Genomic DNA, 22,246 nt, shown 5'->3' with positions numbered 1-22,246 from the left:
CGTAGGGTGGGAAACCGTTGGACCAATCCTGCCGTTGTACAGGGCAGGAATGTGGCCTGATGGTTCACTCATGGGCGGTGTTTTAGTCGGTATGGTGCTTAAGGCATGAATCAGGACGACCGACTTGGCCCCTACCGGCTGCTCAGGCGGCTCGGTGAAGGCGGCATGGGCGTGGTCCACCTGGCCCTCGATCCTCACGGCAGGCAGGTGGCCGTCAAGGTGCTGCGCCCGGAGGTCGCCGGCGACGACACCGCGCGCCGCCGGCTCTCCCGCGAGGTCGAGACGATGCGGCGGGTCCGCAACCCCTACATCGCCGAGGTCGTCGACGCCGACGTGACGGGCCAGCGGCCCTACATCGTCACGCGCTACGTCCCCGGCAAACCCCTCGACGACCTGATCAAGACCGACGGCCCGATGTCGGTCGAGGGTCTGCTGAAGATCGCCTACGGCGTGGCCGACGCGTTGTCGGCCGTCCACGCGGCCGGGGTCATCCACCGCGACCTCAAGCCGGGCAACGTGCTCATGCTCGACGGCGACCCGGTGCTGATCGACTTCGGCATCGCGCAGGCGGTCGACGCGACCCGGCTGACCCAGACCGGCATGTTCATCGGCACCCCCGGCTACCTGGCCCCCGAGATCATCGAGGGTCACGAGGCCGGCCCCGAGGTCGACGTGCACGCCTGGGCCGGCACCCTGCTCTACGCCGCGACCGGCCTGCCGCCGTTCGGCAAGGGCACGCTGGAGATGATCTTCTTCAACATCACCTCGGGCAAGGCCAACGTCGACGCCGCCCCGCCGGTGATCCAGGCCGTGCTGCGCGCTGCCTTCCAGCGCGACCCCTCGCGGCGTCCCCGCGCGGTCGAGCTGCGCGAGCAGGTGGCCCGGCTGATGCCGCAGGCGCGGCGTCCCCGGGTGCCCGACGAGGTCACCACGGTCCCCAACATCGACGACCACGGCCAGCCGATCGCCGTCTTCGGCGTCGAGGGCCCGCCGCCCACGCCGCGGCCCCCGTCGAACGACCAGGTCAACCAGCCCGTGGCCGGTCCCAAGGCCAACCCGCTGATCACCCCGGTCGTCCGCCGCCAGCCGGCCCAGGAGGAGTACGTCTCCCTCCTGAACGACACCCCCTACGCGGGTCACCAGCCCCCGGCCGAGCCGATCCCGACGAGCGACGTCCGCCCGACCCAGGGCCACCCGAACCGCCCGAACCACTACCCGGGCCAGACGGGCCCCGGCACCGGTGCCGGGCGGCCTTCACCGGCTCATCCGGGCACCGGCGCATCCGGCTATCCGGGGCAGACCGGGCAGAGCGCCGCCCATCAGCACGGGACCGGTCCGTCCGGCCTCGCCGGCCACCCGAACACCGGGCCGAACACCGGGCCGAACACCGGTCAGAACCCCGGTGCGAGTCCCGGTCCCGCCGAGCCCACCGCGCCGCGGCAGGCCGTCAACCCGTCCGGTCCCGGGCACGTGCCCGGCCGGGGCGGCGGCGATCCGTTCCCGACGGTCCGGGTCACCGGCGACGACCTGCGCAGGGCCGGGCTCTCCGGTGAGGGCGACATCCCCACCCGGATGCCGGGTCAGCAGGGCGGCTGGAACGACGGCGACATGCCGACGCGCCGGGCCGGTCAGGGCGGGTGGGAGCAGCCGCGCGACGGCGACCTGCCCACGCGCCGGGTCCGGCCCGAGGAGTTGCGCCAGTCTCAGCAGCAGAACCCGCAGCAGGCGTTCTTCGAGCAGCCCGCGGAGCTCTACGAGCGCACGCCGCAGGTCCACCAGCCCAAGCCGGCGCCGTTCCTGGAGACGCTGCGTGTGCCGCCGCCCCCGCCGCTGCACAACCCGAGCGCGCGTCCGGGCGCCATGTTGCAGCGCTCCCGGGCCTACGGCGTGGCGAGCGTGCTCATGCAGGTCGCGCTGCTCGGCGGCGCGGCCATCGCGCCGACGCTGGCCGCGCTGCTGGTCATCCCGAGCGTCATCCTGTTCCGCGCCGCCGACATCGCCCAGCCGCAGCTCAACGGCCAGCGGCAGGTCAGCGCGGCGGCGGGCGACGTGTTCCGGGTGCTCAACGAGCCCGCCGCGCTGGCCAGGTCGGCCGGGGCGACGCTGGGCCTCATCTTCTACGGCCTCATCCTCGGCATCCCCGTCACGCTGCTGCTGACGGTGCTCACGAAAATGGACATCCCCGCCACTCTCGGCTGGGGCGTCGCGGTCGCCCTCTGGACGATCTGCGCCGGCCCGGCCGTCGAGGCCCCCACCCGCCAGGTACGCCGTACGCTGGCATCGCTGTTCCCCACCAGGGGTATGGCGATCGGGGTCGCGGCCATCGTGGGGGTGGTGGCGGTGGTCCTCGCAGGAGTCGCGCTGTTGTCGCTCAGTTCCGACATTCATACGGCAGGTTTGATCTGGGGTTTCGACCTGCCGGAGCTGACACAACGGCTGGAACAACTGCGGAAATCAGGACTAGGGGGGTCATAGGTGGCCGCAACGGAAGCACCGGAGCGGATCGGTCCATACCGATTGCTCCGGCGACTTGGCGAGGGCGGGATGGGCGTCGTCCATCTGGGGCTCGACTCCGACGATCGCCAAGTCGCCGTGAAGGTCCTCCACCAACACGTCGCATCCGACCTGAAGGCGCGCGACCGTCTCACCCGCGAGGTCGAGACGATGCGCCGGGTGCGCAGCAGCCGCGTCGCCGCGGTGCTCGACGCCGACCTGACCGGCGCAACGCCCTACATCGTCACCCGCTTCGCGCCGGGCCGCACCCTTGAGCAGCGGGTGCTCGAAGACGGCCCGCTCAAGGGCGACGAACTGACCAAGCTCGCCCGCGGACTGTGCGAGGCGCTGGTGGCCATCCACCACGCCGACGTCATCCACCGCGACCTCAAGCCGGCCAACGTGATGCTCGTCGACGACGGGTCGGGCACGTTCGAGCCGCTCGTCATCGACTTCGGCATCGCCCACCTGGTGAACGCCACCCGGCTGACCCAGACGGGCATGTTCGTCGGCACCCCCGGCTACCTCGCGCCCGAGATCATCCGCGACAGCGAGATCACCCAGGCGGCCGACGTCCACGCGCTCGCCGCGACCGTGTTCTTCGCCGCGACGGGCAAGCCGCCGTTCGGCCAGGGCACCTTCGAGGCGGTCTGTTACAACATCCTGGAGGGCAAGGCCCAGGTCGACGTCGCGCCCGCGTTCCTGCGCGGCTGGTTGCGGCTGGCCCTGGCGACCGACTCCGCCGCCCGGCCGACGGCCGGGTCGCTGCTGAAGCTCTCGCGCGCCCTCGACCCGTCGGTGACGGTGTTCAAGGAGGGCGGCACCGCCGTCCAGAAGAACCCGCAGCCCGACGGCACCCGGGTGCTCTCCGACGGCACCCGGGTGCTCTCCGACGGAACCCGGATCCTCGGCGACGGGACCCGGGTCCTCACCGACGGCACCCGCGTCCTCAACGACGGCACCCGGGTGCTGAGCGACGGCACCCGCGTGCTCGACGACGCCGTGCCCAGGGCGCGGCGCGACGAGACCTACTCCGACCTGCTGCCGCCGGTCAACTACGTCGCGCCCGAGCGCGAGCCCCGGCCGCAGAAGGAGTCGCGCCGGCGTCCGGGCGGCCAGCCGCCGCCCTACGTCCCGGCGAACGTGCCGCCCTACCAGCCGCCGCCGCAGTTCGCGCCGCCGCCCTACGCCGACCAGCGGGTGGCCGGCTTCCCGGCGCCCCAGCAGCAGCAGCGACCGGCCCCGCCGCAGGCGCGGCCCTACACCCCGCCGCCGGCGCAGCCGGAGCAGGACCGGCCGCGCTACAAGACCAGCCACCCCGTCATGGCGGGGCTGATGCTGGCGACGCTGGTCGGCGCCGCGTGCCTGCTGCCGGTGATGGTGAGCCTGCTCGCGATCGTCCTGGTGTTGTGCCTGCGGGTCGGCAACTCGCTGATCGGCGACATGAGCGAGCGCCGCTCGATCCGGGGCACCAGCAACTCCGACCCGATGCGGGCCGTGCTCGGCACCCCCTGGGCGCTGGTCAAGGCGGTGCTCGCGACCCTGATCCACGTGCCGCTGGGCATCCTGTTCGGCATCTGCGTGTGGGGGGCGTGCCGCTACCTGGGCGGGCTGACGACCGACGGCGCGGCGGCCTACGCGGCGGCGGCGTTCGTCGGCGGGCTGTTCCTGCTGCCGGGCGGGCGCAAGCCGCGCCAGGCGGTGCAGCGGGCCCTCGCGGGCGCGATCCGCAGCCCCGGCGCCGGCATGGTGGTCACCCTGGTGTTCGGCACGCTGGCGTTCTTCATCGTGATGACCGCGTTGTCGGCCGAAGCCGTCTGGACGCCCTGGCGGCCCCCGTCGGCGGTCATCGACGAGCTCGTCGCCAGTCTCGGCAAGGGACAGGACACGGCGGTCAACCTGATCACCGGCCTGTTCGAAGACCTGATGGACCAGATCGGACTGGGTTTCCTCGTCGGGAAGTGAGCCAGAGCCCGCGACGGGGCACGATGACTCGTGAATCCTGAAGGGAGCAGCCGGTGGAGTCGAGCGTCTCAAACGCCGGTCCCTATCGGCTGCTGTCACCCCTTGGGAAGGGTGGGTTCGGTGAGGTCCATCTGGCGCTCGACGCCGAGGGCCGCACCGTCGCGGTGAAGGTGCTGCATCCCCACATAGTGGCCGACGGCTCGGCCATCACCCGGTTGTCGCGCGAGGTCGAGACCATGTTGCGGGTGCGCGGGCCGCACATCGCCGAGGTGCTCGACGTGTCGCTCGACGGCGACCGGCCCTACATCGTCACCCGCTACGTGCCGGGCCGGGCCCTGTCGACGATCGTCGCCGAGGGCCCGGTCGACGACGACGCCGACCTGCTGCGGCTGGCGCGCGGCCTGGCCGAGGCGCTGGTGGCGATCCACGACGCGGGGGTCGTCCACCGCGACCTGAAACCGGCCAACGTGATGCTCGCCGACGGCGAGCCCTACCTCATCGACTTCGGCATCGCCTCCGCGCTCGACCTGGTCTCGGTGACCGACACCGGCGCGGTCGTCGGCACCCCCGGCTACCTGGCCCCCGAGGTCCTCGAAGGCCGCGAGGCCGGGCCGCCCGCCGACGTGTTCGCGTTCGCCACGACGCTCGCCTTCGCCGCGACCGGCCGTCCCATCTACGGCCAGGGTCCCGCCCCGGCGGTCGCCTACCGGATCGTCCACCACGAACCCGATCTGACCGGGGTGCCGTCGTGGCTGGTCCCCATCCTGCGCGACGCGCTCGCCACCGATCCGGCGGCCCGTCCTACCGCCGGTCAGCTGCTGGCCCGGCTGGGCGCCCAGCGTCCGGTCGTCCCGGTCTCGCCGGTCACCCCGGCGCCGGCGAGCGCCCACCGCGAGGAGGAGACCGTCGAGCTGAAGGCGGCGGCGGCCGCGCCGCCGGCCGATCCCCGCTCTCCTTCGGAGATCGCCTTCGCCCGCCGCCGCGACATCGTGCGGCGCCGCTGGGTGATCGGCACCTGCGCGGTCGTCGGCCTGCTCGCCGCCACGGGCCGCGAGCACCTGCCCGAGGCCAGTCTCCTTCTCCTCGTCGTGTACGGTCTGGCGCTCCTCATCGACGCCATGTTCGGCCTGGCCGTCAAGGAGAAGGGGCGGGTGATCCTCGACCTGTCGGCCATCGCGGGCTCAGTCGTGCTCTGGTGGGTGCTGAGCACCTTCTTCAGCACGTTTATCCTGCTGCTGGCCGTCGGCGCGGTGCTCTTCGCGCTCGGCGTGCTGGTCCTGGCGAGCTGACCCACCCCCGCCCCTTTCTTCCAGAACATAGTTCGGTATGGTGAGGGCAAGTGCACCGTACGCGGGGTTTGTGAGTAAGCTACCCGTGGGTAACAAATAGCCAGTCGTCCGCTGCGGCGTCAGCCGTCTGAGTACGGGAGGTCGGCCACCGGCCATGAACATCGTCGTCTGCGTGAAGCAGGTTCCCGACACCGCGACCGAGCGCAAGCTGCGGTCCGATGACAACACGATCGACCGCAGCGCCAACGGGGTCATCAACGAGCTCTGCGAATACGCGGTCGAAGACGCTCTCAAGCTGAAAGAGGCCTACGGCGGCGAGGTGACGGTCCTCACCATGGGGCCCGACCAGGCCACCGACGCCATCCGCAAGGCCCTCGCGATGGGCGCCGACAAGGCCGTCCACCTGTCCGACGAGGCGCTGCACGGCTCCGACGCCCTCTCGACCTCCTACGCGCTGTCCCAAGCGCTCAAGAAGATCGGGTTCGACGTCGTCATCCTCGGCTCCGAGTCGACCGACGCCCGCACCGGCATGCTCGCCGCGATGCTCGCCGAGCGCCTCGGCGTGCCGCAGCTGACGCTGGCCAGCAAGATCGAGGTCGCCGGCTCGGCGATCAGCATCCACCGGCAGACCGACTACGGCTACGACAAGGTCGAGGCCACGCTGCCCGCCGTCGTGTCGGTCGTCGAGAAGCCCGACCCCTTCAAGCCGCGCTACCCCTCCTTCAAGGGCATCATGGCGGCCAAGAAGAAGCCGATCGAGAAGATCGGCATCGCCGACGCCGAGATCGACCCCGCCCAGATCGGCCTCGCCGCCGCCTGGAGCGTGGTCGCCGACTTCACCCCCGCGCCCCCGCGCGGCAAGGGCGTCGTGGTCAACGACGAGGGCGACGGCGGCACCAAGGCGGCCGAGTTCCTCGTGTCGAAGAAGTTCATCTAGGGAGGGTTGGCAATGGCAGAGATCCTGGTCCTCGTCGAACAGGTCGACGGCGAGATCAAGAAGGTCACCCTCGAACTGCTCACCCTGGCCCGCTCGCTCGGCGAGCCGTCGGCCGTGTGGGCCGGTCCCGGCTACACCGACGTCGCCAAGGCGCGCCTGTCGGAGTACGGCGCCGAGAAGATCTACGTCGCCGACTCGGCCGACATCGCCGACCACCTGGTGGCCCCCAAGGCCGAACTGCTCGCCTCGCTGGTCGGCAGCCGGTCCCCGGCGGCGGTCCTGATCGCCTCCACCACCGAGGGCAAGGAGGTCGCGGGCCGCCTGGCCATCAAGACCGACAGCGGCGTCATCACCGACGCGGTCGGCGTGGCCGAGGGCTTCGTCGCCGAGCAGCCCGTCTTCGGCGGCGGCGTGGTCGTGCACAGCAAGGTCGCCAAGGGCACCCCGATCATCGCCCTGCGCCCCAACTCGACCCAGCCGGTGGCCACCGCCGGCGCGGGCACCGAGGAGAAGGTCGACGTCGCGCTCTCCGACGCCGCCCGCGGGGCCCGCGTGGTCGAGCGGGTGAAGGAGAAGACGAGCTCCCGTCCGGAACTGACCGAGGCCGCGATCGTGGTCTCCGGCGGCCGCGGCGTCGGCGCCGACTTCTCGATCATCGAGCAGCTGGCCGACTCGCTGGGCGCGGCGGTGGGCGCGTCCCGCGCGGTGACCGACTCGGGGTGGTACCCGCACGAGTTCCAGGTCGGGCAGACCGGCAAGACCGTCGCGCCGCAGCTCTACATCGCGGCGGGCATCTCCGGGGCGATCCAGCACCGGGCCGGCATGCAGACGGCCAAGACGATCGTGGTGATCAACAAGGACGGCCAGGCGCCGATCTGGGAGATCGCCGACTTCGGCGTGGTGGGCGACCTGCACAAGGTGTTGCCGCAGCTGATCGACGAGATCACCAAGCGGAAGTAGGTCCTTGAAAGGGCGCCGGGGCTTCGGTCTCGGCGCCCTTCTCGTTTCGGCGGGGACGGGCGCGGGTGGTTGGCGCCTCGGGAGGGTGAGCGCTCCGGGCGGCGGGGGGTGCCGGCCAGGCGGAGCCGTAACGGAGCGGAGTCTTTCGTGCTTGCCGCCACGTGAACACAGGGTTTCCGGACGCTGTCCGGCGGGCAGACCGATTCAGGTCGCCCTTACGGCCCGGGCCGTAGTGGGCGACCACCAATTCCCCGCGGTGGAGTCGGAGTTCACTGCGGATACGCTTGTTTGGTGCGAACTGCCTACCTGGATCACGCCGCGACCACGCCGATGGTTCCCGAGGCGGTCGCCGCGATGGTGGCGGAGCTCTCCCGGGTCGGAAACGCCTCGTCGCTGCACGCCGCGGGGCGGCGCACCCGGCGCATCGTCGAGGAGTCGCGCGAGACCATCGCCTGCGCGCTCGGCGCCCGGCCCAGTGAGGTCGTGTTCACGGCCGGAGGGACCGAAGCCGACAATCTCGCGATCAAGGGGCTGTTCTGGGCGCGGCGGCGGCCTCGGGTGCTGCTCAGCTCGATCGAACACCACGCCGCGCTCGATCCGGCCCACTGGCTGGCCGACCACCAGGCGGCCCAGGTCGAACTGCTGCCCGTCGACGCCCAGGGACGGGTGCTCCCCGAAACGCTGAAGACGGCGATCGGCGACGACGTCGCGCTGGTCAGCGTGATGTGGGCCAACAACGAGGTCGGCACCGTCCAGCCGATCCACGAGCTGGCGGCCATCGCCCACGAGGCCGGGGTGCCCTTCCACACCGACGCCGTGCAGGCGGTCGCCCAGCTCGACGTCGACTTCGCCGCCTCGGGCGTCGACGCGATGACGATCTCCGGACACAAGGTCGGCGGGCCGATGGGGGTCGGGGCCCTGCTGCTGGCGCGCGGGGTCGACCCGGTGCCGGTGCTGCACGGGGGAGGGCAGGAGCGTGACGTGCGCTCGGGCACTCTCGACGCGCCCGCCATCGCCGGGTTCGCCACGGCGGTCCACCTCGCCGTCGAACGCCGGGCCGCCCTGGCCGCCCGGCTGACCGAACTACGCGACCTGCTGATCGCCAAGGTCCGGGCGGCGGTGCCCGACGTGGTCGTCAACGGCGACCTCGACCGGCGGCTGCCGGGCAACGCCCACTTCACCTTCCCCGGCTGCGAGGGCGACGCGCTGCTGATGCTGCTCGACGCCAAGGGGGTCGAGTGCTCGACGGGTTCGGCCTGCTCGGCCGGGGTCGCGCAGCCGTCTCACGTGCTGCTCGCGATGGGCCAGGACGGCGCTCGTGCCCGGGGTTCGTTGCGGTTCTCGCTGGGCCACACGTCGACGGTCGAAGACGTCGAATGGGTCGGCGAAGTGATCGGCGGCGTCGTGGAGCGCGCCCGCCGAGCGGGTCTTTCCTGAGAATCAGGTAAGGAAGTGGGCCACGGCTGACCACTCCGGGTCCATTGCGGTGACGATGGCCGGGCGGCCTTCTCGCCAGACCAGGTCGCGGATGGCGCGTTCGGTGGTGCCCGTCGGGTCGGCGTAGACGTGGAAGGTGCGCACGCCCTCCGAGCTCACGTGGGCGGCGACGACCGCCGGGCCGAGAGCCGCCGTCAGGGTCTGGTGGAAGGCGTTGAGGGCGTCGAGGGAGTCGCCGGCCGGGAGGCCGTCGCCGTCGGACTTGCGGTAGGGCAGGGTGACGGCGATGTGCTGGTCGTAGAGGGGGTAGTCGACCGGGCGGAGCGGGAACCTGGCGGTTGCGGTGAGTTTCTTGCCCCGGGCCGTGGTGCCTTCGAGCAGGGCCCACTGTTCGTCCTGGAAGCCCTCGGCGACGTCGGCGACGACGGCCGGGAGGTGGATCGCGGGGAGGGCGTCGATCGGCTCGATCTGGGCGGCGGTGACGTCGCCGACCCAGCGGGCGACCTCGTCTTCGCCGAGGAGGCGGTCGAGGGCGAGCATGGCGGTGTCCATGCGGGTGTCGTCGTCGATGTCCTCGAAGATCGGGTGATAGGCCGAGATGTCGACCCGGGGGCTGCCGGGGGGCACCCGCAGGGCCACCACGAAACGGGCCATGTCGAACTCGTGGGGGCCGGCCGGGAACCGGACGTCCGCCGGGATCGAGGCCGCCTGCCTCGACGGATGGAACTCCCACATCGCGTCGGGTTCGGGGGCCGCCTGGGCCCACCGGTGGGCCAGGGAGCGCAGTTCCGGGTTGGCGGCCGAGCTGACCGTCAGGGAGAACAGGCTGCCCCGTCCGTTGCCGACCTCCCAGACCAGGCCGGGGTCGATCGCCGCCACGGCGGGGGCCATCAGTTCCGCCTTGTCGTCGGCGGCCTCCACCCGGGGGCGGGCCTCGGCCCACCACGTCCAGAACTCGGAGATCGCCACCGCCGGGTCAACCGGCTCGCTCTTGCGCCCGAACAACCGCATGGCCCGCAATCCAACCAGCAGGACGGGCAGGACGCCAACGCGGGTAGGCTCGAAGGGTTATGGGATTCAAGCCTCTGCGCGTGCTCGCCGCCATGTCCGGCGGCGTCGACTCGGCCGTGGCCGCCGCCCGCATCGCGGAGGCCGGTCACGATGTGACGGGTGTGCACCTCGCGTTGTCGTCCAACCCGCAGTCCTACCGCACCGGCGCCCGGGGCTGCTGCACCGTCGAAGACTCGCGCGACGCCCGCCGGGCCGCCGACGTCATCGGCATCCCCTTCTACATCTGGGACATGGCCGAACGTTTCCACCGCGACGTGGTCGAAGACTTCGTGGCCGAATACGCCGCCGGCCGGACCCCCAACCCCTGCCTGCGCTGCAACGAGAAGATCAAGTTCGAGGCGGTGCTCGACCGGGCCCTGGCCCTGGGCTTCGACGCCGTCGCGACCGGCCACCACGCCCGCCTCGAAGACGGCGTACTGCGCCGCTCGCCCGACGAGGGCAAAGACCAGTCCTACGTGCTCGGCGTGCTCACCCGCGAGCAGCTCTCCCACGCGATCTTCCCCCTGGGCGACTCGACCAAGGCCCAGGTCCGCGAGGAGGCCGCCCGCCGGGGACTGACCGTGGCCGACAAGCCCGACTCCCACGACATCTGCTTCATCGCCGACGGCGACACCCGGGCGTTCCTGGCCGACCGCCTCGGCGAGTCGGAGGGCCCGATCGTCGACGCGCTGTCGGGCAAGGTCGTCGGCACCCACGGCGGCGCGTTCGGCTACACGGTCGGGCAGCGCAAGGGCCTCAACATCGACCGTCCCGCGGCTGATGGGCGGCCGCGTTACGTGCTGTCGATCGAGCCGGTGTCCAACACGGTGACGGTCGGGCCTCGGGCGGCCCTCGAGGTGAGGTCCATCGTCGCGACCAAGCCGGTCTGGAACGGGCCCGTCGACACCTCGTCGGGCGAGATCGGCTGCTCGGTGCAGCTCCGGGCACACGGCGAGGTCTATCCGGCGCGGGTGCGGGTCGGCGAGGGCGACGTCCACATCACCCTCGAAGCGCCCGCCACTGGTGTCGCGCCTGGTCAGGGGGCTGTTCTCTACCACGGCGACACGGTCATCGGCTCGGCGACCATCGCTTCCGCCGCATAGATCCTTTTTTCCGTTACGGCTCCGCCGGGCCGGCCCCGACCGCCGTCCCCGGCCCGCGCCGTATCCGGCGCCAACCACCCGCTCCCGGCGCGCGCCGCGACGGCGGGTCTTTGGCGCCCGTCATGCTGGCCCGAAGGCTGATCGACGCCAGTTTCCCGGGTGGGTGCAGGCGCAGGCTTTCCTAGACGAGTTCGGGTGCTGACTTCCCCGGATGGTTTTGGGTGACAGCTTTCCGGGGTGGGATCACGCGCAGCTGCCCTGGATGCGTTCGGGCGCTGGCTTCCCCGGATGGATTTGGGTGCGAGCTTCCCCAGTGGGGATCATGCACCAGCTTCCTGGATGGGATCACACGCCGACTTCGCCAGGTGGCTTCAGGCATTGGCATTCCCGGTGGGATCACGCGCAGGTTGCCGCAGGTGGCTTCAGGCGTCGGCTTTCCCTGATGGGATCACGTGCTGGCTTGCCTGAGCGGGTTCAGGCCGCGGCTTTCCCTGGACAGGCTTAGGGGAATTCCGCTGATTCGCCTGGCTTGAGGCGGCGCATGTCGGCTTTCTGTTTCTGGCCCTCCATTGCCATGAAGTTGTCGATCATGCCCTGGCCGATCTCGTTGACCAGCCCGTCGTGGGTCGAGAAGGCGTGGTCGGGCCTGACGGCCCTGAGGTATTCGATGAAGTCCCACACCCGCAACCACGGTGCGTTCGACGGGGCCAGCAGGGTTTCGACGGGCACGCCCGGGTCGGTCAGGGCGTCGCCGGGGTAGAAGACGCGGTCGTCGATCAGGAAGCCGACGTTCTGGATGATCGGGGCGTCGGGGATGGTCGGGGTGTGCCATTCGCCGATGACGCGTACCGAGAAGCCGGCCACCTCGAAGACGTCGCCCTCGCGGACCGTCTGGATCTTCACGGGGACCTCGCCGAGGGCGTTCGTGACGCCGTTGCAGGTCCATACCTCCAGGTCGGGGCTGGCCGACTTGATCAGGTTGGCGTCGAGGTGGTCGACGTGCTCGTGGGTGATCAGGACGGCTTCCGCGCCGTCGAGCAGGCCCGTTCCGCTGAAGCTGCCCGGGTCGAGGACGAACGTGCGGCCGTCCTTCTCGAAGCGCCAGCAGGCATGGCCGAGTTTGGTGAGCTTCATAATTCCTAAGCTAGTCCTCGTGCATTCGTACCCATGGGACCAGGCTGCCGCGACCGGGGTCGGCTCCCACCCCGGCGAAGATCATTTCGAGGCGCTCCGGACCGTGTTCGGGGAGTTGCCGATGCCCTATCTGCCCGAGTTGCCGGGGCGGGGGGTGGGGGCCGACCTGATCGGGCGTACGGCCTCGTTGCTCGTCGAGCTGCCCGTCGAGGTGCAGCCTTCGGGCTGGCGCGTCGCCGACCGGCCGGGGCGCGACCACAAGCGGGCGCGTGACCACCTGCTGCGTGATCTCGACGCGCTGGAGGAGGTCGCGCAGGGGTACACCGGGCCGCTGAAGATCCAGGTCTGCGGGCCGTGGACCCTCGTCGGCAGTGTCGAGCTGCGTTACGGCGACAAGATCCTCGCCGACGCGGGGGCGGTCCGCGACGTGACCGACTCGCTCACCGAAGGGCTCGCGGCGCACATCGCCGACGTGCGGAAACGTGTTCCGGGGGCGTCTCTGGTGGTGCAGGTCGACGAGCCGGGGCTGCCGGGCGTGCTGGCCGGGACGGTGCCGACGGCGTCGGGGTTCTCGCGGCTCGCGGCGGTCGAGGGGCCGCTGGCCGCCGCCCGACTGGGGCAGGTGCTGGCGGCGGCCGAGTTCCCGATCGTGCACTGTTGCGCGCCTTCGGTGCCGTTCGAGGTCATCCGCACCGCCGGGGCCAAGGGCATCTCCCTCGACGCCGCCCTGCTGCGGCGGCGCGACGAGGACGCGCTCGGCGCGGCCATCGAGGCCGGGACCGCCTTCTTCCTCGGCGTGGTGCCGGGCACCGACAGCAGGTTGCCCGACGTCGGCGTGGTGGCGAAACCGGCGCTGGAGTTGTGGCGGCGGCTGGGCTTCCGGCCTGAAGGGCTGGCGCAGCAGGTCGTGCTGACCCCGGCCTGCGGGCTGGCGGGGGCTTCGCCCGCCTATGCGAAGGCGGCGCTGGCGAAGTGCCGCGAATCGGCCCGGGTGCTGCGGGAGGACCCGGAGGAGGAGTAGTCCATCCGATCATGGGGCACGTTGCTGGTCGCGCCGGCACCTGGCACCGAGGGCCGGTGAGGTCGGTCGAGGGCAAGGGCCGGGTCACGAACGGGAAGATCGTCAGCACCGCCACCGGGCTGACGATCACCGGGCGGCTGCACGACGCCGCGGCGGGCGGTTCGTGTTCATGGGTGCGGTTCCGGTACCTGACCGAGGGCGGCGAACCGGTGCACAAGTCGTACAAGACCTGTAAAGCCGGATGGAGCGCGGTCACCCTCGAAACGGGGCATGTCCTCGGCGTCGAAGCGCGGGTCTGCCGGGGCACGGCCACGGCGGTTGCCGGGCGTTGCTCCGCTTATGCGGGGGTCTGGGCGCAGGGCGGCTGAGCATGGAAAAGTCGGTCGGCGGCGATAGGTTCTCCCTGAGTCGCGATGAGGGGAGCGGGGCATGACCGAGGGGACCGCGCCGGAGCCGAGTCCGGAAGAGGCCGAGCTCAGAAGGCGGCACTCGGAGCTCGCCGAGCTGATCGAAGAAGCGAGTTTCCGCTACTACGTGCGTGATTCGCCGACGGTCAGCGACGCCGAATACGACTCCTGGATGCGCGAGATCCTCGCCATCGAGGAGCGGCGGCCCGAGCTGCGCACGCCCGATTCACCGACGCAGAAGGTCGGCGCGCCGATCTCCACCGAGTTCACCGCCGTCGAGCACCTGCAGCGGCTCGAAAGTCTCGACAACGCGTTCAACGCGGCCGACCTGGCCGCCTGGCAGGGCAGGGCCGAGCGGCTCGCCGAGCGTGATCCCGCGCCCTACCTGTGCGAACTGAAGATCGACGGGCTCGCGGTCGCGCTGGTCTACGAGAAGGGACGCCTGGTCAGGGCCGCCACCCGCGGCGACGGGCGGGTCGGCGAAGACGTCACCCCCAACGTCCGCACCATCGCCGACGTGCCCGAACGGCTGACCGGCGACGACGTGCCCGACCTCATGGAGGTCCGGGGCGAGGTGTTCCTGCCGGTGTGGGGCTTCGAGAAGCTCAACCAGGAGCTCATGGACGCCGGCAAGCCGCCCTTCGCCAACCCGCGCAACTCCGCGGCGGGGTCGCTGCGGCAGAAGGATCCGCGCATCACCGCCCACCGGGCGCTGCGCATGATCGTCCACGGCGTCGGCAAGTGGGAGGGCGCGGCGCCGCCCACGGCCCAGTCGGAGATGTACGACCGTCTCAAGTCGTTCGGCCTGCCGGTCAGCGACCGGTACCGGGTCGTCGCCACGATGACCGAGGTGCAGGAGTTCGTCGACCACTACGCCGAGCACCGCCACGACACCGAATACGAGATCGACGGCGTCGTGGTCAAGCTCGACCGGGTCGACGTGCAGCGGCAGCTGGGTTCGACGAGCAAGGCCCCCCGGTGGGCCATCGCCTACAAGTACCCGCCCGAGGAGGTCACGACCAAGCTGCTCGACATCCGCGTCGGCATCGGCCGGACCGGCCGGGTGACCCCGTTCGGCATGATGACCCCGGTGGTCGTGGCCGGGTCGACGGTCGAGCGGGCGACGCTGCACAACGCGTCCGAGGTGGTGCGCAAGGGCGTGCTGATCGGCGACACGGTCGTGTTGCGCAAGGCCGGCGACGTGATCCCCGAGATCGTCGCGCCCGTGGTCGACCTCCGCGACGGCACCGAGCGGGCGTTCGTGATGCCGACCCACTGCCCCGAGTGCGGCACCGAGCTCGCCTACGAACGCGAGGGCGACGCCGACCTGCGCTGCCCGAACACCCGCGCCTGCCCCGCGCAGCTGCGCGAGCGCATCTTCTTCGCCGCGGGCCGCAACGCCTTCGACATCGAGGGCCTCGGCTACGAGGCGGCCACCGCCCTCACCCAGCGGGGCGTCAAAGGGGAGGCCGTCGTCCGCACCGAGGCCGACCTGTTCGACCTGACCGTCGAGCAGTTGCTGTCGATCACCTCGACGGTCCGCGACCAGGAGAGCGGCCTGCCCAAGCTCGACCCCGAGACGGGCGAGGAGAAGCAGGTCACCTTCTTCGCCAACAAGTCGGGCGCGCCCACCAAGACCGCGCTGACCCTGCTCGACAACCTGGAGAAGGCCAAGTTCGCGCCGGTCGCCCGGGTGCTGGTGGCGTTGTCGATCCGGCACGTCGGCCTGCCCACCGCGACCGAACTGGCCGCGCACTTCCGTTCCATCCAGGCCATCGCCGACGCCTCGGTCGAGGAACTCGCCGAGGTCGAGGGCATCGGCGCGCGCGTGGCCGAGACGATCAGGGAATGGTTCGAGGTCGACTGGCACCGGGAGATCATCGACCGGTGGCGGGCGGCCGGGGTCAGGATGGAAGACCCCGAACCCGTCGACCTTCGACCGCAGACGCTGGCCGGGCTGACCTTCGTCGTGACCGGGACCCTGGCCCGGCACAGCCGCGACGAGGCGTCCCTGGAGATCACCTCACGGGGTGGGAAGGTGACGTCGTCGGTCTCCAAGAAGACGAACTTCGTCGTGGTGGGGGAGAACGCGGGGTCGAAATACGACAAGGCGGTGACGCTGAAGGTGCCGATCCTCGACGAGGAGGGCTTCGGGGTCCTGCTGGCCGAAGGGCCGGAGGCGGCCGAGGCCGTGGCGGTGGTGGGCGAGGCGTAGTGCTGCGCCCGGCGCTGCGGGGCGGTTCCTTCACGCGGTGCGAACCGGCCGGTCGTCACGGAGGAGTAGCACGCCGGCGCTGTCGGGCCGTGCTTCAGGCAGTGGGTGGTGCGAACCAGGCGGTCGGCGCTTCGCGACTGGCCGGTCGTCGCCGAGAAGTAGGCCGCCGGCGCTGCCGGGCGGTTCTTCAGACGGTGGGCGGCGTGAACCTGTCGGTCGTTGCGGAGGAGTAGCGCGCCCAGTGCTGCCGCGCGGTTCCTTCAGGCGGTGGGTGGTGCGAACCTGTCGGTCGTTGCGGAGGAGTAGCGCGCCCAGTGCTGCCGGGCGGTTCCTTCAGGCGGTGGGTGGTGCGAACCTGCCAGTCGTTGCGGAGGAGTAGCACGCAGAGCTGTTGGGCCGTTGCTTCGGGTGGTGGGTGGTGCGAAACGGCCGGTGGCCGGTCGCTGCCACGCATGGAAGAGGCCACCCGTTCCGGGCTTCTGGGCCGGAACGAGTGGCCTCGGTCTGCGGGGGTGCTCGGGTGTGGTTCGGCGCAGCCCGCAGGGATCAGGGAATTACAGCGCCGTGCAGGTCACCGACGGGACGTTGTTGGTGCTGCCGGAGTTGGCCGTGAAGCCGAAGTTCGTGCTGGCGTTCGGGGCGAGGTTGCCGTTCCAGTTGAGGTTGGTCACCTGGACGTTGCCGCCCGACTGGGTGTGGGTGCCGCTCCACAACTGGGTGATGGTCTGGCCGTTGGCGAACGTCCAGTTCACGCGCCAGCCGGTCAGTCCGACGCTGCCGCTGTTGCGGACCGCGACCTCAGCCTGGAAGCCGCCGCCCCACGGGTTGATGATCCGGTAGGTCGCCGCGCACGCCTTACCGCCCGGCGTGGGCGTGGGGGTGGGGGTCGGCGTGGGAGTGGGAGTCGGGGTCGGGGTGGGGGTCGGCGTCGGAGTCGGGGTGGGCGTCCGGCTCGGGGTCGGGGACGGCTGCGGGGTGTACGGGGCAGCGATCGCCAGGTCGTAGGCGCGCTGCGGCACGAACTGGCCCGCGGCCGCGATGCAGCCGTCGGCCTCACCGGGCAGCTTGATCCACAGGAAGGCGTCGATCGCCGAGTCGCCGGTGTTGGTGGTGCTCCACGTGCCGGTCGCGCGGCCGCTCGGGTCGCACCACTCGCTGCCCGCCGGGCCGTTGCCGTTGCGGCTGGTGTCGATGACGGCCTTCAGGCGGGAGATGCCGGTCGCGGCGATGACGCTCTTGGCGTAGGAGATCTCGGTCGAGTTGGAGCGGTAGTTCGAGACGTTGACCGAGATGCCGTCGGCCGAGTTGGCGATGTCCGCCTGGAGGAGCCGGTTGGCCGCCTCCTGGGCGCCGAGCCAGCCGCCGTGGCCGATGTCGAAGTAGACCTTGACCTGCGACGAAGCGGCCTTCAGCTTCTTGCCGGCGTAGGCCATGGACGCCTTGACGTCGTTCTGCAGCGACGAGCTCATGCAGTTCGTCATGATCGGCAGCACGTCGGGCTCGAGGATGATGTACGCCGCGCGGCCCGAGAGACCGGCCGCGACCTCGTCGATCCAGGCGCGGTAGGCCGAGTGGCTGGGCGCGCCGCCGGTCGAGGCGCCGGAGCAGTCCCGGTTGGGGATGTTGTACACCACCATGATCGGGATCTTGCCCTGGGAGGCCGCCGCGCCCACGTACGAGCTGACCTGAGAGCGGACCGCCGAGGTGTTGGTCGTGGTGAACCAGCGGCCCTGCGGCACGGCCGCGATGCGGTCGCGGATCACGGCGGTCTTCGAGTCGTTCGGGTTGGCGGCCACCCAGCGGGCCGCGCTGGTGTCCGGGTCGACCCAGAACACCGAGTCCGCGGCGTTGGCGGCCGACGTGCTGAGAACCGCGGTGCCCACCCCCAGGGCGGTGACGGCGGCGGCGAATGCCGCTGTCAGAGTCCTTCTTCGAAACATGAGATACTCCGTCCCAGAATGTGGGAGCGCTCCCACCAGGTTGCGGCGATCTAATCACCAGATCGCGGGCACCTGAAGGCCCAGCCTGGATTAGGCGAGGCCGCCCGAACGAAACACCCAGGCAACACGGTGGAAACGGCTATCCGGGCATCTGAAACTTTCAGTGCGAACGTGCTAGATCAATCCATCGCACGAAATATCCAGTAACGCAACGTGCCCAAGCGGTTTCGCGAAGTGGCCCGTAGGCCGTACCCTCCCATAGTGACCTCTTGGGGGGTTTCTCAACGATGACTGCAATTGCGCGCCATCTCATGCCATGTCCTGAGATCGGCGACTCGACCGGACCAACTGGCCGTGCCCCCGCGCCGCCCGACACTCGGGACGCCGGGCCGCGGCTCGGCTCGCCCCTGTGGACCTACTTCGCCGCGATCATCACGATCGGTTTCACCGCCCTCGTCGTGGCGACCGTCCGGCTCGGCGGCCCCGAGCTGGCGCTGCTCGGCGCCGCCCCGCTCTTCTGGGTGCTGGTCGTCCTGGTCGTGCTGGGCGAACTCCGGCCGGTGATGGTGAGCTCGTCGGCCCTCGTCGGGGGCACCCCCACCTCGACGATGTTCACGTTCGCAGTGCTGATGCACTACGGGTTGTCCGCTGCGGCGATCATGCAGGCCGTCGCGATGCTGGTCAGCGGGCTCGTCCACAAACGGGCCTGGCACCGGATCGCGTTCAACATCGCCCAGGTCACCCTCGCGTGCCTGGCCGCCGCCGTCACGTTCGGCATGTTCGGCGTGCACTCCCGGCCGATGAACCTCTGGACGCCCACCGGGGCCGACATCCCCGCGATCCTGCTGGCCGGGCTGGCGTACTTCCTGGTCAGGGGCCTGCTGGTGTGCGGCGCGGTGGCCCTGCACGAGCGCAAGACCGTGCTCCGCGTGCTCAAGACCTCGCTGCTGCCGCAGGGCCTCGTCTACGGGGCGCTGCTGGGCCTGTCGCCGCTGGTCGTGGTGGTGATGGAGCACTCGGCCGGGCTGGTGCCGCTGTTCGTGGCGCCGCTGGCGGCCGTCTACTTCACCGCGACGTTGTCGATGCGCCGCGACCACCAGGCGATGCACGACGGCCTGACCGGTCTCCCGAACCGCAAACTGCTCATTCTCCGTACGGAAGAGGCGCTCGCCGAGGCCCGCGCCGACGAGCGGGTGGGCCTGCTGCTGCTCGATCTCGACCGGTTCAAAGAGGTCAACGACACCCTGGGCCACCCGGTCGGCGACCTGCTGCTCAAGATCGTGGCCCACCGGCTGACCCACTCGGTCCGGCCCGGCGACGTCGTCGCCCGACTGGGCGGCGACGAGTTCGCCGTCCTGCTGCCGCAGATCCGCGACGCCCAGGCCGCCAAGGAGGTGGCCTCCCGCCTGCGGGTCGCGCTGACCGAGCCGGTCCGGCTCGAAGGCATGACCTTCGATCTGGACGCGTCCATCGGCATCGCCCTCTACCCCGACCACGCCCCCGACTTCGAGCTGCTGCTCCAGCGGTCCGACGTGGCGATGTACATGGCCAAGGAGGCCCGTTCGGGCGTCGAGTTCTACGTCGCCGAACGCGACCGCAACTCACCCGAGCGCCTCAGCCTGCTCGGCGACCTGCGCCGGGCCATCGACGGCGCCGAACTCGACCTCCACTACCAGCCCAAGGTCGCCCTCCAGGACGGCCGCGTCGAGGGCGTCGAGGCGCTGCTGCGCTGGTGGCACCCGGTACGCGGCCCCGTCTCGCCCGGCGAGTTCATCCCGCTGGCCGAGCAGTCCTACCTGATGCGCGAGCTCACCCAGTACGTCATCGCCAAGGCCCTCGACCAGGCCGCCCGCTGGTGGGACTCGGGCCTGGAGATCCCGATCTCGGTCAACGTGTCGGCCCGCGACCTGCTCGACTCGGGCCTGCCCGACCAGCTCTCGGCCGGCCTGGCCCGCTACTCGCTGCCCGCCAAGGCCATCCACCTGGAGGTCACCGAGCGCATCCTGATGACCGACCAGGCCTACTCGGCCGACACCATCCGCACGCTGGCCGAACTGGGCGTGCCCCTCGCGCTCGACGACTTCGGCACGGGCTATTCGACGCTCGTACGGCTGCAGCGCCTCCAGGTCGACGAGGTGAAGATCGACGCCTCGTTCGTCCGGAAACTGGGGGAGTCGGCCGACGACGAGCGGATCGTGCGCTCGATCATCGACCTGGTCCGGTCGCTCGGATTGCGCGCCGTGGCCGAAGGGGTGGAATCGGCCGACATCGCCGCGCAATTGCGGGGCATGGGCTGTCATGCCGGGCAAGGGTGGTGGCTCGCCGAGCCCATGCCGGCCGAGGAGGCCGTCGTGTGGTTGCGCTCACGGCTGCGGCTGCCGATGGCCACGGTCAGGGTGGAATAAGCGCGTCGAGGCAGGGCTGCGGCGCGCCCTAGGATGAGGTGTCCACACTCCACCCAGGAATCGGGTTAAACGACTTATGTCTGCCATAACCCGCGAAGAGGTCGCTCACCTCGCCCGGCTGTCCCGGCTGGCGCTGGCCGACGAGGAACTCGACCACTTCGCCGCCCAGCTCGACCAGATCGTCGGCGCGGTCGCCCGCGTCGCCGAGGTCGCCACCGCCGACATCCCGCCGTCCTCGCACGCGCTGCCGCTGACGAACGTGTTCCGGCCCGATGTCGTCGCGCCCAGCCTCACGCCCGAGCAGGCCCTCTCCGGCGCGCCCGCCGTCGAGGACGACCGCTTCCGCGTGCCCCGCATCCTCGGGGAGGAGGCGTGAGCGAGCTGATCAAGAAGACGGCCGCCGAGCTGGGGTCCCTGATCGCGTCCGGCGAGGTCTCGGCCGTCGAGGTGACGCAGGCCCACCTCGACCGGATCGCCGCCGTCGAAGACCGCGTCCACGCGTTCCTGCACGTGGGGGCCGAGTCGGCGCTCGCGCAGGCCGCCGCCGTCGACGCCAAGCGCGCCGCCGGCGAAGAGCTGGGCCCGCTGGCCGGCGTGCCGATCGCGCACAAGGACGTCTTCACCACGACCGACATGCCCACCACGGCCGGATCGAAGATCCTCGAAGGCTGGCGGCCGCCCTACGACGCGACGGTCACCCGCCGTCTGCGCGAGACCGGGCTGGTCATCCTGGGCAAGACCAACCTCGACGAGTTCGCGATGGGCTCCTCGACCGAGAACTCGGCCTACGGTCCGACCCACAACCCGTGGGACCTGACCCGCATCCCGGGCGGCTCGTCCGGCGGGGCGTCGGCGTCGGTGGCGGCCTACGAGGCCCCCCTCTCGACCGGCACCGACACGGGCGGCTCGATCCGCCAGCCCGCCGCCGTGACCGGCATCGTCGGCATGAAGCCGACCTACGGCGGGTCCTCCCGCTACGGCCTGATCGCCTTCGCGTCGTCGCTCGACACCCCGGGCCCGTTCGCCCGCAACGTCCTCGACGCCGCCCTGCTCCACGAGGCGTTCTCCGGCCACGACCCGATGGACTCGACCTCGATCGACCAGCCCGTGCCGTCCGTCGTCGAGGCCGCCCGCCAGGGCGACGTCGCCGGGCTGACCGTCGGCGTGGTCAAGGAGTTCGGCGGCGACGGCTACCAGCCGGGCGTGCTCGCCCGCTTCCAGGAGGCCGTCGAGCTGCTCGAATCCCTCGGGGCGAAGGTCGTCGAGGTGTCGTGCCCCTCGTTCACCTACGCGCTGCCGGCCTACTACCTGATCGCGCCGTCCGAGTGCTCCTCGAACCTGGCCCGCTTCGACGCCATGCGCTACGGCCTGCGGGTCGGCGACGACGGCACCCGCTCGGCCGAAGAGGTCATGGCCCTGACCCGGGCGGCCGGCTTCGGCCCCGAGGTCAAGCGCCGCATCATGCTCGGCACCTACGCGCTCTCCTCGGGCTACTACGACGCCTACTACGGCTCGGCCCAGAAGGTCCGCACCCTGATCTCGCGTGACTTCGAGGCCGCGTTCCAGCACGTCGACGTGCTGATCTCACCGACGACGCCGACGACGGCGTTCCCGATCGGCGAGCGCGCCGACGACCCGATGGCCATGTACCTGGCCGACCTGTGCACCATCCCGTCGAACCTGGCCGGCAACGCGGCCCTGTCGGTGCCGTGTGGCCTGGCCGACGAAGACGGGCTGCCCGTCGGCCTGCAGATCATGGCTCCCGTTCTGGGTGACGACCGGTGTTACCGGGTGGGCGCCGCGGTGGAGCGGGCCTTCGAGTCCCGCTGGGGCGGGCCGCTGCTCTCCAAGGCTCCGGCCCTGTAGACGGCCCTGGAGAAACAGGGAAGG

The 22,246-nt window shown here is 71.0% G+C and carries 16 protein-coding genes; 13 read left to right on the top strand and 3 right to left on the bottom strand.

Translation table 11 applies throughout. From position 1 onward, the window contains the following. Nucleotides 1-105 precede the first annotated feature (105 nt). The 6 genes from AW274_RS41420 to AW274_RS22580 all read left to right on the top strand — a co-directional run bounded on the left by AW274_RS41420 (nt 106) and on the right by AW274_RS22580 (nt 9,081). Nucleotides 106-2,475, top strand: a complete 2,370-nt coding sequence (locus AW274_RS41420) for a serine/threonine-protein kinase (protein WP_083974651.1) — start codon at nt 106-108, stop codon at nt 2,473-2,475. Further along, nucleotides 2,476-4,458 carry a serine/threonine-protein kinase gene (locus tag AW274_RS22600; protein ID WP_062435954.1) on the top strand — a complete coding sequence of 661 codons (1,983 nt, stop codon included), beginning with the start codon at nt 2,476-2,478 and terminating at the stop codon, nt 4,456-4,458. A 53-nt stretch (nt 4,459-4,511) separates the two neighbouring features. Further along, nucleotides 4,512-5,747: a serine/threonine-protein kinase gene (locus AW274_RS22595; RefSeq protein WP_062435952.1), complete on the top strand. Its 1,236-nt coding sequence runs from the start codon at nt 4,512-4,514 to the stop codon at nt 5,745-5,747. A 154-nt stretch (nt 5,748-5,901) separates the two neighbouring features. Continuing rightward, a complete protein-coding gene (locus tag AW274_RS22590; RefSeq protein ID WP_062435950.1) occupies nt 5,902-6,684 on the top strand; it encodes an electron transfer flavoprotein subunit beta/FixA family protein in 783 nt (260 codons plus the stop codon). Between the two features lie 12 nt (nt 6,685-6,696). Next, complete coding sequence (locus AW274_RS22585; RefSeq protein ID WP_062435947.1) at nt 6,697-7,644, top strand: electron transfer flavoprotein subunit alpha/FixB family protein; 948 nt, start codon at nt 6,697-6,699, stop codon at nt 7,642-7,644. 291 nt (nt 7,645-7,935) lie between these two features. Further along, complete coding sequence (locus AW274_RS22580; protein ID WP_083974649.1) at nt 7,936-9,081, top strand: cysteine desulfurase family protein; 1,146 nt, start codon at nt 7,936-7,938, stop codon at nt 9,079-9,081. Between the two features lie 3 nt (nt 9,082-9,084). Here the strand turns inward: AW274_RS22580 and AW274_RS22575 are convergent, their stop codons facing one another. Continuing rightward, the gene (locus tag AW274_RS22575; protein ID WP_062435943.1) at nt 9,085-10,092 is read right to left on the bottom strand and encodes a DUF695 domain-containing protein; all 1,008 of its coding nucleotides are present in this window, start codon (nt 10,090-10,092) and stop codon (nt 9,085-9,087) included. A gap of 59 nt (nt 10,093-10,151) precedes the next feature. On the opposite strand from AW274_RS22575, the gene mnmA reads away from it, so the two are divergent. Further along, on the top strand, nt 10,152-11,234 hold the full coding sequence (gene mnmA / locus AW274_RS22570) for a tRNA 2-thiouridine(34) synthase MnmA (protein WP_269750609.1): 1,083 nt from the start codon (nt 10,152-10,154) through the stop codon (nt 11,232-11,234). Nucleotides 11,235-11,735: 501 nt separating this feature from the next. Here the strand turns inward: mnmA and AW274_RS22565 are convergent. Beyond that, the gene (locus AW274_RS22565; protein WP_062435940.1) at nt 11,736-12,368 is read right to left on the bottom strand and encodes an MBL fold metallo-hydrolase; all 633 of its coding nucleotides are present in this window, start codon (nt 12,366-12,368) and stop codon (nt 11,736-11,738) included. Between the two features lie 19 nt (nt 12,369-12,387). On the opposite strand from AW274_RS22565, the gene AW274_RS22560 reads away from it, so the two are divergent. The 3 genes from AW274_RS22560 (at nt 12,388) to ligA (ending at nt 16,011) form a co-directional block, all read left to right on the top strand. Continuing rightward, nucleotides 12,388-13,389, top strand: a complete 1,002-nt coding sequence (locus AW274_RS22560; protein WP_062435938.1) for a methionine synthase — start codon at nt 12,388-12,390, stop codon at nt 13,387-13,389. A gap of 56 nt (nt 13,390-13,445) precedes the next feature. Next, nucleotides 13,446-13,757: a hypothetical protein gene (locus tag AW274_RS22555; RefSeq protein WP_062435936.1), complete on the top strand. Its 312-nt coding sequence runs from the start codon at nt 13,446-13,448 to the stop codon at nt 13,755-13,757. A gap of 61 nt (nt 13,758-13,818) precedes the next feature. Next, entirely contained in the window at nt 13,819-16,011 is a 2,193-nt protein-coding gene (gene ligA, locus AW274_RS22550; RefSeq protein ID WP_062435934.1) for an NAD-dependent DNA ligase LigA, read from the top strand. Nucleotides 16,012-16,565: 554 nt separating this feature from the next. Here ligA and AW274_RS22545 read toward each other — a convergent pair. Further along, nucleotides 16,566-17,951: a glycoside hydrolase family 6 protein gene (locus AW274_RS22545; RefSeq protein ID WP_083974646.1), complete on the bottom strand. Its 1,386-nt coding sequence runs from the start codon at nt 17,949-17,951 to the stop codon at nt 16,566-16,568. 311 nt (nt 17,952-18,262) lie between these two features. Between AW274_RS22545 and AW274_RS22540 the strand changes: the two genes are divergently transcribed. The 3 genes from AW274_RS22540 to gatA all read left to right on the top strand — a co-directional run bounded on the left by AW274_RS22540 (nt 18,263) and on the right by gatA (nt 22,222). Continuing rightward, nucleotides 18,263-20,356 (top strand): putative bifunctional diguanylate cyclase/phosphodiesterase, encoded by a 2,094-nt coding sequence (locus tag AW274_RS22540; protein ID WP_062435932.1) that lies wholly within the window; start codon nt 18,263-18,265, stop codon nt 20,354-20,356. Between the two features lie 76 nt (nt 20,357-20,432). After that, nucleotides 20,433-20,732, top strand: a complete 300-nt coding sequence (gatC, locus tag AW274_RS22535; protein WP_030456557.1) for an Asp-tRNA(Asn)/Glu-tRNA(Gln) amidotransferase subunit GatC — start codon at nt 20,433-20,435, stop codon at nt 20,730-20,732. Next, a complete protein-coding gene (gene gatA, locus AW274_RS22530) occupies nt 20,729-22,222 on the top strand; it encodes an Asp-tRNA(Asn)/Glu-tRNA(Gln) amidotransferase subunit GatA (protein WP_062435929.1) in 1,494 nt (497 codons plus the stop codon). The genes gatC and gatA overlap by 4 nt, the downstream gene beginning before the upstream one ends. Nucleotides 22,223-22,246: the final 24 nt, after the last annotated feature.

The sequence above is a fragment of the Herbidospora daliensis genome (assembly GCF_001570585.1).
Lineage (GTDB): Bacteria > Actinomycetota > Actinomycetes > Streptosporangiales > Streptosporangiaceae > Herbidospora > Herbidospora daliensis.
The sequence above is the reverse complement of the archived record's forward strand: the minus strand, read 5'-3'. Positions and strand labels throughout refer to the sequence as shown.

Coding starts and splice junctions, on each gene's coding strand:
- AW274_RS41420 (WP_083974651.1), top strand. CDS start 106: ATGAATCAGGACGACCGACTTGGCCCCTACCGGCTGCTCAGGCGGCTC.
- AW274_RS22590 (WP_062435950.1), top strand. CDS start 5,902: ATGAACATCGTCGTCTGCGTGAAGCAGGTTCCCGACACCGCGACCGAG.
- AW274_RS22585 (WP_062435947.1), top strand. CDS start 6,697: ATGGCAGAGATCCTGGTCCTCGTCGAACAGGTCGACGGCGAGATCAAG.
- AW274_RS22575 (WP_062435943.1), bottom strand. CDS start 10,092: ATGCGGTTGTTCGGGCGCAAGAGCGAGCCGGTTGACCCGGCGGTGGCG.
- mnmA (WP_269750609.1), top strand. CDS start 10,152: ATGGGATTCAAGCCTCTGCGCGTGCTCGCCGCCATGTCCGGCGGCGTC.
- AW274_RS22565 (WP_062435940.1), bottom strand. CDS start 12,368: ATGAAGCTCACCAAACTCGGCCATGCCTGCTGGCGCTTCGAGAAGGAC.
- ligA (WP_062435934.1), top strand. CDS start 13,819: ATGACCGAGGGGACCGCGCCGGAGCCGAGTCCGGAAGAGGCCGAGCTC.
- AW274_RS22545 (WP_083974646.1), bottom strand. CDS start 17,951: ATGTTTCGAAGAAGGACTCTGACAGCGGCATTCGCCGCCGCCGTCACC.
- AW274_RS22540 (WP_062435932.1), top strand. CDS start 18,263: ATGCCATGTCCTGAGATCGGCGACTCGACCGGACCAACTGGCCGTGCC.
- gatC (WP_030456557.1), top strand. CDS start 20,433: ATGTCTGCCATAACCCGCGAAGAGGTCGCTCACCTCGCCCGGCTGTCC.